The 12,498-nt window shown below is 42.3% G+C and carries 8 protein-coding genes; 2 read left to right on the forward strand and 6 right to left on the reverse strand.

All coding sequences use genetic code 11. The annotated features are described in order from the left end of the window. Positions 1-67 precede the first annotated feature (67 nt). Positions 68-1,324: an MFS transporter gene (locus J0X13_RS02890; protein ID WP_207069959.1), complete on the forward strand. Its 1,257-nt coding sequence runs from the start codon at positions 68-70 to the stop codon at positions 1,322-1,324. Here the strand turns inward: J0X13_RS02890 and J0X13_RS02895 are convergent, their stop codons facing one another. From J0X13_RS02895 to J0X13_RS02915, 5 genes are all read right to left on the reverse strand, one after another. Further along, complete coding sequence (locus tag J0X13_RS02895; RefSeq protein ID WP_207069960.1) at positions 1,325-1,897, reverse strand: YdeI/OmpD-associated family protein; 573 nt, start codon at positions 1,895-1,897, stop codon at positions 1,325-1,327. A gap of 1 nt (position 1,898) precedes the next feature. Then, entirely contained in the window at positions 1,899-3,512 is a 1,614-nt protein-coding gene (locus J0X13_RS02900) for a M1 family metallopeptidase (RefSeq protein ID WP_207069961.1), read from the reverse strand. A 13-nt stretch (positions 3,513-3,525) separates the two neighbouring features. Continuing rightward, positions 3,526-4,860: a M28 family metallopeptidase gene (locus J0X13_RS02905; protein WP_207069962.1), complete on the reverse strand. Its 1,335-nt coding sequence runs from the start codon at positions 4,858-4,860 to the stop codon at positions 3,526-3,528. Positions 4,861-4,967: 107 nt separating this feature from the next. Then, positions 4,968-6,494 (reverse strand): nuclear transport factor 2 family protein, encoded by a 1,527-nt coding sequence (locus tag J0X13_RS02910; protein ID WP_207069963.1) that lies wholly within the window; start codon positions 6,492-6,494, stop codon positions 4,968-4,970. Next, complete coding sequence (locus tag J0X13_RS02915; protein ID WP_207069964.1) at positions 6,491-8,701, reverse strand: bifunctional alpha,alpha-trehalose-phosphate synthase (UDP-forming)/trehalose-phosphatase; 2,211 nt, start codon at positions 8,699-8,701, stop codon at positions 6,491-6,493. The genes J0X13_RS02910 and J0X13_RS02915 overlap by 4 nt, the downstream gene beginning before the upstream one ends. Positions 8,702-8,804: 103 nt before the next feature. Here J0X13_RS02915 and J0X13_RS02920 point away from each other — a divergent pair, with 103 nt between their 5' ends. Continuing rightward, positions 8,805-10,604 carry a glycoside hydrolase family 15 protein gene (locus J0X13_RS02920; protein WP_207069965.1) on the forward strand — a complete coding sequence of 600 codons (1,800 nt, stop codon included), beginning with the start codon at positions 8,805-8,807 and terminating at the stop codon, positions 10,602-10,604. A 67-nt stretch (positions 10,605-10,671) separates the two neighbouring features. Here the strand turns inward: J0X13_RS02920 and J0X13_RS02925 are convergent, their stop codons facing one another. Further along, positions 10,672-12,480, reverse strand: coding sequence for an acyl-CoA dehydrogenase FadE (locus J0X13_RS02925; protein ID WP_207069966.1), 1,809 nt, complete (start codon positions 12,478-12,480; stop codon positions 10,672-10,674). Between the last annotated feature and the right edge of the window lie 18 nt (positions 12,481-12,498).

Consider the following 12,498-nt stretch of genomic DNA (forward strand, 5'->3'; position numbering starts at 1 on the left):
GATTTTTTATTGACCGGGCTTCTGGGTTTTTCCAATTTTTTTAGTGATTTTTATCCAAACACAAATTTTGAAAGAAGCTAAGCCAAGTTGGTTCTATTTATTATTGTTGATTTTATCGGGTGAGGCGATCTTTATCCTTCCCTTTGTGTTGCCGCGTGTTTTTAGACCTACCGTACTGGATGTTTTGGAGTTGGATAATGTAGAGCTGGGTCTCTGTTTTTCCATTTACGGTTTGGTGGCCATGGTTTCTTATGTTCTAGGCGGTCCCCTGGCCGATAAGTACCAACCTCGAAAACTGATTGCCGTTGCTTTGTGGATGACTGCATTGGGCGGGTTTTTGTTTGCTCAATATCCTACGTTATGGGTACTTCAGATCTTGTATGGTTGGTGGGGCTTTACCACTATTTTTCTGTTTTGGGCCCCCATGATAAAGGCCACTAGAATCTGGGGAGGGACCGATTCACAGGGAAAAGCTTTTGGGTTTCTGGATGGTGGTCGGGGACTTACAGGGGCCCTGTTCAGTTTGTTGGGCGTGGTGGTGTTTTCCTTCTTTTTATCCGAATCCCCGGATGTAGCCAACCTTAATGATCGCAAGGAGGCATTCACCTATGTGATCTATTCTGCTTCCATTATCATTATTTTGGTGGGTTTTTTGGTCTGGTTTTTTATGAAAACGGACGAGAACAGTGAAAAAGTGATTCTTGAGCGTATCTCTTGGCGGGATATCAAACAAGTGTTGAAATTACCGTCGGTTTGGTTGCTGATGGTCATTATCCTTTGTGGCTATGTAGGGTATAAAATTACGGACATCATCTCCCAATATGCCGAGGAGGTCATGTTGTACAATCAAGTAGACTCGGCCAAGGTGGGAACCTTATTGCAATTTCTTAGGCCAACTACGGGCATTTTGTTTGGTTTAATTGCCGATCGTTTAAAAATCACCTGGCTATTGGTTGTGAGCTTTGCTTTGGCGCTAGCGGGAGGATTGCTCTTTGCCAGTGGGGTAATTGCACCGACAACAACGCTTTTGTTTTTTATATCGGTAGTTGTTATCGCGGCAGGAGTTTATGGTATTCGAGCGCTCTATTTTGGGGTTATGCACGTTGGTAAAATACCCTTGACCTTGACAGGTACTGCTGTTGGACTAATTTCTTTGATAGGCTACACGCCCGATGTATTCGCTGGCCCAGCCTACGGTATGCTCTTGGATGCCCATCCGGGCCAAGAAATTGGGCATCAAAATGTATTTTGGATGTTAAGTGCCTTCGCTTTAATTGGTGGTGTTGCAGCATTGATATACCATAGAAAATATGGTAAGCAGTGATTATTGCCCTCTATATTTGATGTTTTTTTCTAAAAGCGATACAATTTCCTTGATTCTTCTTTTCCGGGTCTCTTCCCTTTTGGCTTGTTTGAGCCAATAGAGATAGCTCTTTCTTTGACTGTTGGTGAAACTTTTAAAGTTTTTATGGGCTGTTGGGTGATTGTTGAAAGCTTTTTGCAAATCCTCTGGAACCACACCGTTTTCCACATCGTCCAATATGGTCCAGGAACCATTTTGTTTGGCAACTTCAATGGCTTCCAGACCACTTTTGTGCATCAAACCATTAGCTTTTAATTCTTTTATGTGATTCTTGTTGACTCTGCTCCAAGTGCTCTTGGGTTTTCTTGGACAAAAGTATTGTTTGCGCTTTCCATCACCGAGACTTTTAACGGTGCTGTCTATCCATCCATAACAAAGGGCAACTTTTACGGCCTCCTCCCATCGCATACTTTCCTTATGATGCTCGACTTTGTAAAAAATCAAGTGGACACCAGTATAGGTTTCGTGGTTTTCATGAAGCCACTCGCGCCACTCATCATCGTTTTTGAAATAATGCTCGGGATGCTTTTTCAAATTAAATTTTTTGGGTCTCTATGTAGAAGTTTTTGTCAAAATCGACTTGGGTCCCGCCTAATTCCTCGGTTTTCCAAGTAGCATTCGGAAACAGCCATTTTTCCGAACCATCCACAGTTATTTTTATGGGCATATCAAAACCTTCCACAATGTCCACATACCTATAACTGATGGTTTCTCCATCAATTTTATATTCCAATGTGGGAATCATTATAGTGCGTAAGTATTGATCAAAGAAAGCGGATAGATCCTTTCCTGATTTTTCACTCAAATAATTTTCAATTTGTTCGGAAGTGACAGTTTGGTGATAAAAATCCTTATTGATGCCTCTTAATATTTGACGCCATTTTTCATCATCTTCCACTAATTGACGTAAAGTATGGAGCATGTTCGCGCCCTTGTAGTACATATCTCCAGAGCCGCTTTTGTTTACACCGTAAGGACCAATGATTGGGCGGTCGTTTTGAATGTTGGCACGTGTTCCAATTACATATTCAGCGGATGCCTTTTTTCCAAAGTGATAGTCGAGGTACAGATTTTCGGAGTAAGCCGTAAATCCTTCGTGCACCCACATATCGGCAATATCTTTATAGGTGATATTATTGGCAAACCATTCATGTCCCGCTTCGTGGATAATAATAAAATCGAATTGCAGTCCCCAACCCGAGCCCGATAGATCACGGCCCAAGTAACCATTTTCGAACTTGTTGCCGTAGGTTACGGAACTTTGGTGCTCCATGCCCAAATAAGGCACTTCCACCAATTTAAAGCCATCCTCATAAAAAGGGTAGGGGCCGAACCAATGTTCAAAGGCCCTCATCATCATTGGTGTTTGGGCAAATTGCTTTTTGGCCTTCTCCAAATTTTCGGGCAGCACGTAGTAATCCAATTGAAGTGGGCCGTTTTCACCTTGGTAGGTCTCTCCAAAATGGGTGTAATCCCCAATATTTACGTTTACCCCATAATTGTTGATGGGGTTTTTGACCACCCAATTGTAAGTTTTAAAATCCCCTTTTTCTTCTACACTTTCCAATTGCCCGTTGGAGACATCCATCAGCTCTTTTGGAACGGTGGCACTGATGCGCATGCTGTCCACCTCGTCGTACATGTGGTCTTTGTTCGGCCACCATACACTTGCACCGAGTCCTTGGCAAGAGGTGGCTACAAAAGGATTGCCATTAGTATCTTCTTTCCATGAAAACCCCCCGTCCCAAGGAGCTCTAACTGCTTCTCTCGGATATCCTGAATATTTGATTTTCAGTTCGTTGTACGCTCCAGGGACCTGTCTTTTTCTTAGTTTGATGAAATGGGCGTTTCCTTCCGAGGTGAACTTTAGTTTTTTACCGTCTTGTTCAACAGATTCGATCTGCATGGGTTCCTGTAGGTCAATTTGAAGCGTTTTTGCTTCTTTCAGCACCTTGTACCTGACCACATTGTACCCAGAGATAAACTTTTTGGAGGGCTCGACCTTAACATTCAGGTCATAATGGTTCAAATCCCACCACACCCGTTCCTGAGTGATGCTTCCTCGCAGGGAGTCTTGTCTTGTGAATTCTTGCGCATTTATCGCCCAGACTCCAAGTAAAAGAGCAATGATCAGGAGACTATGTTTCATTTATGAATGTTTATTACCTGAAAACTTTGTTTGGAAAAACCACGGGACTTTCATGTCCGTCTTTGCCAACGGCCGCTACACCAAAGAAGTAATTGTCGATTACAATACCTTCCAAGGTATGCTCGCTAACATCGCCGACATACTTGTAATTGTCCCAGGTAGGGGAGGTGGTATCCCTCCAATATATTTTGTAGCCCACGGCACCATCTACTTTGCTCCAGCGCAATTTGGCACTAGGCTCCACAATACCTCCGATTTCCACAGTTTCGGGAGCGGGCGGTGCCCACGCAATGGATGCTAGATTAATGGCGTTTACCGCAGTAAGCTTTTTCGCATATTCAAAATTTACGTGTTCCAAGACATCGCCGTAGGCAATACCATCTTCTGTTCGGATGTCCTGGTGTTGCTGTGTATAATTCTCGTGCGCCTCCATGATGCGAACACCTGCATAGCCGGCATCGTTAAAAGGTCTGTGGTGGCCACCACGTCCAAATCTATCCAAACGGTAAATCATCATAGGGTTCATTTCGGGCATATATGTTTTGGTGGTTTTGTAAATGTAGCGTGCCAACTGACGGGAAATCCCATCGACTTCGCCACCGTAAAAACGCCTTGCCCTACGTTGTTGTTCCGTTTCGGTGGGAGGAACAGGTTCCGAAAAAATCCTGAAATCCCGGTTGCTCACCACACCATCGACCCCTGTGATATTTCCGATCATATCATTATTAAGAATACCTACGATATCCCATCCTTTTTCCTTGGCGTAAGCAGCCATTCCTTTACCACCATAAAGCCCTTGCTCTTCTCCGGAAAGTCCTAAATAAATAATGCTACTTTCAAATTTATATTTGGACAATACCCGTGATGCTTCAATAGTACCTGCCATTCCACTGGCATTATCGTTTGCTCCAGGGGAGTCTGATGTGAAGTTGGTAGGGTTGCTGACGCGGGAGTCGATATCCCCGCTCATAATAATAAAGCGATTCGGAAATTTGGTTCCGCGTTGAATGGCAACAACATTCACGATTTCCACATCTTTCACGATTCGCGCATTATCACCCTCTTCAATCAAGTTCTTTTGATAGAAAACCTCGAGACAATCGTTACAGTCTGCCGATATTTTTTCGAATTCCGATTTGATCCATCTTCTAGCAGCGCCAATTCCCCGTGTTTGTGAAACGGTATCGCTCAAGGTGTGTCTTGTGCCGAAGTTGACCAGCGTGGTCACATCACTTTCAATACGTTCAGCGGAAACTGAATTGATAATATCATAAATCCTTGTATCGGTTTGCGCTTGTGAAAATGAAATAAAAAGAAATGTAAATAGTAGGGGGAAGTAATTCTTCATAATTAGTTTGAGTTGAGTTTTCCTTGAAAATTAGAGCTATAAAAATAGGAAAAACTACCCAAAGCTTCTTTGCTTATGTATCGGAAGTATGTTAAAAACCTAAATATTTAGTTCTGTAAAAAGGTAACTTTCTCGATTTCTCCGTTTTCCACTTCATAAATGGCAACTGCTCTAAAGATAGCACCATTTATGGTCACGGATTCTTCATCGATAACCTTGTTTCCCAAAACGATCCTGTTTTTTATTTCACAATGCAGATCAGGGGTGTTTTCAAAAAAAACAGCATATTGTTCCTTTAGCTTGGGGTTTCCTTTTACATTGAGCTTATGCGGAAATTGATAGAGTTCAACGTCTTGGGCGTAGGTGTTGGAAAATGCCTCGACATCCCTTTGATTGTAGGCATCCAATTGTTCTTGTACAATGCTTTCCGCATCGGTCAGCGGGCCATCTGGAAAAATAAAGGTCATTGATGAGATAAGTCCATTTTCAACTTGATAAATGGCTACTTGGTGCCCGTCCCTACCGTCAACTTTGGTAACTTCCTCATCGATAACCATATTTCCCAGGACTATTCGGTTAACTACTTCGACGCTCGATGATTTCACATTTTCAAAAAAACGCTCGTAGTTCTCCTTCATTTTGTCGTTTCCCTGATACATTTTCTCATTGGGAAAACGGCTTACCTGTACATTATCCGTAAAGCAGGACACAAAACCATCCAAATCTTGCCTGTTAAAGAAATCTACTTGTTTTTGAATAATTTTTGAGGGTGATCCTTCGGCAACAAAAGCCAATCGCTTTTGGTTTGGACTGATGGCTATTCGGCTGATGTTGTTGATTTCTTCTTGGGGAAACTCTATGATGGTTTCCCAATCGGCATCGGAACCGATATCTTTGGTTAAAAGTTTTTTACCGGCTCCGGTTATGATGGTGTTTTCATCCAACCAACAAATATCTTCTTCTTTGCCGTAGGTATGGGTTATTTTTTTTGATTCACCCGTAATCGGATCCAGTGATAAAATCTCCCACTCATTTTTCTTTTTGCCAATAAAGCTGACCAAGTTTGAATTGGGTATGTTGTACAAAGACCGTCCTACATTTTGATATACGGTGTTTTGTGTATGTTCTTCTAAGTCCAAAACCACAAGGTCCATCCGATTATCCACCAACACCGTGGCAACAATTACTTGATCATCGAACCAAACATGGTATCCTATCTTTAAATCTGATATTGGGGTTGATTCGCTGGTTTCAACATCATATTCATAAAGGCGTTGAAGGCCATCCACATCCAAACGAATGGCGGAAACTGCATTTTTTCCAGGAATGCGGAGGGGGGAATATTCACTTCCCGCCGTGGTATAGGTCAACCAAGATGAGGTACTTCCCTCATTTACATTAAATTGGAGTATGTCTGTTTGGTCTTCTCTTGTAGAAGCAAACAAAACATGATTGTCGTCCCAAAAGGAAGGTTGATTGTCGTAACCCGGATTGTTAGAGATATTTTTGGGATTGCTCAAAAGAGGTTTTCCATTATTCATTTCCAAATCAAAAAGGTAGACCTCTGTTTCGGTCTGGGCCCATCCTTGGCCGAATGCCAAAAAAAAGCAAATAATGAAAAACCCTCGTATCATGGTTTTGTAAAACGTTTTAATAATTGCCTAACTCTTGCGGTGTTTTCCACATGGTATTTGGCCTGTGTTTTTTTGAGTCCGACTTTAACGGTAACTGCCGAATCTGGAAGTTCTTGGAACATAAACTCATCTGTCCAATCATCGCCAATGGCAAAAACAAAGTCATAATCGTCTTCACTTAACATACGAGTGGCAGCCCTTCCTTTGTTCACGTTGCTGCTTTTTATTTCCATTACTTTGTTCCCGTTCAATACACTAATATCGTCATTACCGATCAAACTACGCAACACAGTGTTGAGCTCCGTGGCTCTTTTTGCACCAAAATCAGGGTCGGTATTTCGGTAATGCCAAGCTAGGGAATAGTTTTTTTCCTCAATGAATGATCCGGGGGTTCTGTCCACAAAGGATTCCAATACTGGTCGGATTTTGCTCATCCATTCTCCTTTTACCTGTTCCAGTAACTTAAAATCTTCACCGTTTCGGGAGATCCACACGCCGTGCTCCACGATCATATTGTATTTTTTGGGCAAGAACCAACGGGCAAAGGTTTGTTTGTCCCTTCCGCTTATCAAAAATACGGTAGTGTCTTCTTGCTGGTTCAGTTCATCCAAGAGTTCGTAAAGCTCTTCATCGGGAGAAGCTTGTTGTGGGTCTTTGTGAAATCCAGCCAGGGTGCCATCATAATCCAAGAACAACAACCGTTTTTTGGATTTTGAATATTCTTGTTGGATGGACAATAATATTTCGGATGACATTTTCTCGGAAATAAAGGCTTTGCCGAGGTCCCTGTTTTCTTTCAAAGCGCTCATAAACTCGTTTGCCCAAACCTCCACGTTGTAGCGTTCCAATCTTTTTTGCAGAAAGGTATTTCTGGAAACTTGCTCTTCCATGGGCATATTAAAGGCCCTTTTAAGAGTATCCGCTTGTTGTTCAAAATTGTTCGGATTGATCAATAACGCTTCATTCATTTCGTAAGCGGAACCTGCCATTTCGCTTAAAATAAGCACCCCTGATTTATCGGTTCGGGTAGCAATATATTCCTTGGCAACCAAATTCATTCCATCTCGCAAGGGGGTAAGCCATGCAATATCGCTGGAGGTGTACAGGTCGATCAAGCTTTCAAAGGGCAAGGAGCGATAGAAATACCAAATGGGTGTCCAGTTTACGGTAGACAATTCTCCGTTGATACGACCCACCAATTCATCGACCTCTCTTTTCAACAGTTGATATTGAGGCACATTGGAACGGGAGGGTACGGCCAAGATGATCAATCGAACCTTTTCCTTGTATTCTGGGTATTTTTGAAGGAAATACTCAAAAGCATTGATGCGCTTTGCGATTCCCTTACTGTAATCCAATCGGTCTATGGAAAGGATGAGCTTGGTATCGGGTGCGGATGCTTTGTGGTTGTCCAAACGGACCTGTAAATCACTGCGCTCTTCCTTGCTTTTGGAATCGTGCAGCACAGCGGCATCCCTGAACTTTTTGTAATCGATTCCCATAGGAAAGGAATCAACCTTGATGACCCTATTGTCGAGGTAAATCTCGTTGAAGCTCACATCCAGTCCTATCAGCCTTCGGACGGAGCTTAAGAAATGTCTTTCGTAGTCGTAGGTATGGAAACCAATAAGGTCTGAGCCCAGCAATCCTTCCAAAATTTCTTCACGCCAGGGCAGGGTCCGGAAAATTTCGAAAGACGGGAATGGGATGTGCAAAAAGAAACCGATGGTGGTATCGGGTCGTTTTTCGCGTACCATTTGTGGTACCAGCATCAGTTGGTAATCATGGACCCAAATAGTGTCATTGTCATCCGAATTCTCGATGATGGCATCTGCAAACTTCTGGTTTACCGCTTTGTAGGTATCCCAATAGTTGAGTTCGAATTCAGAATACTTCAAAAAATAGTGGAACAGGGGCCAAATGGTACGGTTACTGAAACCGTAGTAAAATCCATCAATTTCATCCGAATTCAGTTTTACTTTGGCACAGCCATGCTCTTTTAGGGCTCTATCAATATCATCCTCTAGTTCTTCCGGGGTATCTTCATCCGTTAATCCGGACCAACCTATCCATAGACTTTCGCCACCACTGTGAACGGATTTCATCCCTGTGGCCAGACCTCCAACACTTGGTATTGCATTGATTGTTCCATTGCTAATTTGTAATTGAACGGGTAGTCGATTTGAGATTATGATAGTTTTGCCCATAAAAGGATGATTTTTGACGTATTTTAATTTTTTGTTTCTTTAAAATTCGGGAAATTCGAGCGCAAAACCAATTCATTCTAACCCTTTTGAGAATTTTTGACCTATGGACAATTTGAATTACGGAATTATAGGAAATTGCAGGAGTGCGGCATTGATTTCCAAAGAAGGCTCCATAGACTGGTGCTGTTTGCCTCAATTTGACTCTACTTCGATATTTGCAAAATTGCTCGATGAGCAAAAAGGAGGGAGTTTTGAAGTACATCCAAAAGGGGATTATGCCATTGAACAGGAATATTATCGCAATACCGCTATTTTAATCACACGCTTTACGGAAGGCGATAATATTTTTGAGGTGCACGATTTTATGCCCAGGCACCATAAAATGAACGGTAAGTATAAGGCACAACCCGAAATTATCCGTTATGTGAAATATATTTCGGGAGAGCCGAAGTTTTCGGTAAAATACGATCCCAAATTGGAATACGGGTTGGGAGCGACCAAGCATTTCGTAAAGGAGGATTTTATTGCCAGCCTTACCCATAAATTAAAATACGACACCCTTTTCATGTACACATCTTTTGATAAGAAAGGTGTTTTAGAGGGCGATGAGTTTATTTTGAAGGAAGATGGCTATTTTTTGATTTGTTACAATGAAAAAATATTGAAGCCTACTACCGATACTATGGGGTTGGAACTGGAGCGTACCAAGGTGTACTGGTTGGATTGGGCTGCGAAAACACCCAACTATCAGAAGTTTAAAGACGATATAATAAGAAGTGCCATAACGCTTAAAATGTTGACTTACGACAAAACAGGAGCTGTTTTGGCCGCAGCGACCACATCGCTTCCTGAAACCATTGGCGAAGTCAGAAACTGGGATTACCGTTTTTGTTGGATCAGGGATGCTTCCATGGTGATCAAGGTGGTTTCCGAACTTGGACATAAGAACTCAGCCAAGCGTTACCTTCAGTTTATTATTGATTTGATGCCCGACAAGGATGAAAAACTCCAGATCATGTATGGCATCAATAAGGAAAAAACATTAACAGAGAGAACCTTGAACCATTTTGATGGGTACAAAGGCTCCAAGCCTGTTCGTGTTGGCAATGCTGCATATAAACAACGTCAAAACGATATTTATGGCATTTTGATGGATGTGATTTACGAGCAGTTGAAAAACTTCAGCAACGATATTGAAAACGTGGAAGAGCTATGGAGCATTACCAAGGGTATTGTATGGATAGTGGGTAAACACTGGGAGGAGCCCGATAAAGGTATTTGGGAGTTCCGCGGTGAGGACAAACACTTTACCTTTTCAAAGGTTTTGTGTTGGGTAGCCTTGGACCGTGCGATAAAAGTGGCCAAAATGTTTGGTAAAACAAGAAAACTGGAACGTTGGACGGCCCTTGAGCAAGAAATAAAAGAAGATATCCATAAAAACGCATGGAACAATGATATCAATGCATTTGTTCAAAGCTACGGATCCCGTCATTTGGATGCTTCGGTACTTTTAATGGAGCCATACGGTTTTATCCATGCCAGGGACCCTAAATATGTTAGCACGGTAAAAGCCATAGAGGAAGGTCTAAGTAATGATGGCCTTTTATATCGATATAAAAATGAAGATGACTTTGGACTGCCATCTTCTTCTTTTACGATTTGTACCTTTTGGTTTATCAACGCATTGTTCAAAATTGGTGAGGAAGAAAAGGCCCTGGAGCGTTTTGAACGCTTGTTGAGCTATAGTAACCATTTGGGACTTTTTAGTGAGGACATCGATTTTAAGACCAAAAGGTTGTTGGGGAATTTTCCACAGGCCTATTCACACTTGGCACTAATTGAATGTGCTATTAATTTCTCCAAAAAGCAAGGGGACGAAAAAATATTGGAATCCATAGGTTAACAAAAAAACGCCCCAGGTAGGGGCGTTTTCAAATCCTAGTGGGTTTTCATCCCAACATTTATTTGAATTAGTCAAAGGTATACCCGTTATCTGCTGCAACTTTGTCGGCTATCTGCGTTCTAAGTTTCACAACATTGGGTTGATTTGTATACTTGGTAAAGCGTTTCAGTCCCATCAACATCATACGTTGTTCATCGCCTTCGGCAAAAGAAACTATAGCTTCCTTTCCTTTTTGTTGGATGATGTCGACCGCCCTGTACAAATACAGTTTGGACATGGCGATTTGCGCAGCCTGAGCTTCTTCACCAAAGCGTTTTGCATTTTTCTCAGTTCTTAGGATAGCTGATTCCGCCATATAAATTTGAATCAAAATATCGGAAGCGGCCATCAACAACATTTGATGTTTTTCCAAATCCGGTCCAAATTTTTGAACAGCGCTACCGGCCACCATCAAGAATACTTTTTTCAATCTGGCTATCAGGTCCTTTTCTTCGGAAAGCAGTTCGGAAAAATCCGGTGTATCAAAAGACGGAATGCCCATTAGTTCTTCTCCCACAGCAGTTGCAGGGCCTAAAAGGTCTACGTGGCCTTTCATGGCTTTCTTTACCAACATTCCTACGGAAAGCATACGGTTGATTTCATTGGTGCCTTCATAAATCCTGGAAATACGAGCATCTCTCCAGGCAGATTCCATTGGGGTATCGGCGCTAAAGCCCATTCCTCCGAATACTTGTATACCTTCATCCGTGGTATGCTGAACGTGTTCGGAAACTGCCACTTTTAAAATGGAACATTCAATAGCGTATTCTTCTACGCCTTTGAGCTCTGCTTCTTGGTGAGAGTTGCCACTTGCTTCGCGAATGGCAATTCTGTCCTCGATGTTTTTGGCTGCACGGTAGCAAGCAGCTTCATCCACATAAGCGTTGGTGGTCATATCTGCAATTTTTGCTTTAATGGCACCAAAGTTTATGATTGGTGTTTTAAATTGAACACGTTCGTTGGCATATTTGGTAGCCTCACCAATAACTCTTCTTTGAGCTTCCAAACATGCGGCTGCCAATTTAATCCTGCCCACATTTAGTGCGTTCATGGCTATTTTGAATCCGTTTCCTCGCTCAGAGAGCATATTTTCAACAGGTACTTTGGTATCGTTGAAAAATACCTGACGGGTAGAAGAGGAGTGGATTCCCAATTTTTTTTCTTCTTCACCGAGGGAAATTCCATTTGCCGAGTCGTTTTCGACAATAAAACCGGTAATATTTTTATCATCTTCGATTCTGGCAAAAACAATGAACAGGTTGCAGAAACCAGCGTTGGATATCCACATTTTCTGTCCTGTTATGCTGTAGTATTTACCATCGTCGGAGAGCACTGCTTTTGTTTTACCAGAGTTTGCATCTGACCCAGCTCCTGGCTCTGTCAAACAATACGCACCAAACCATTCTCCTGTGGCTAGTTTCGGCACATATTTTTGTTTTTGCTCTTCGGTTCCGTATAACGTAATGGGCAAGGTTCCAATTCCCGTATGGGCTCCAAAAGCGGTACTAAAGGACCCCGTGGCTCCTGAAATATAGTCACAGACCAACATGGTGGAAACGAATCCCATGCCCATACCACCATAAGCTTCGGGAACTGCCACACTGAGCAAGCCAAGTTCTCCTGCCTTTTTCATGCATTCTTCTGTGTATGCGTAATCTTTTTTCTCGAAACGCTCCCAATGTGCCCAAAGCTCTCGGTCTACAAATTCCTTGGTGCTATCGCGCATCATTTTTTGTTCCTCGTTGAGGTCCTCAAGGGTGAACACGTCCTCACATTTGGTCTCCTTGACCAAAAATTGACCTCCTCTCAATATGTCTTTTTCTTTTGTATCGCTCATGATATTTTTTGTTTAGTA

It is taken from the genome of [Muricauda] lutisoli (nom. illeg.) (assembly GCF_017313105.1).
GTDB classification, from domain to species: Bacteria; Bacteroidota; Bacteroidia; order Flavobacteriales; family Flavobacteriaceae; genus Flagellimonas; species Flagellimonas lutisoli.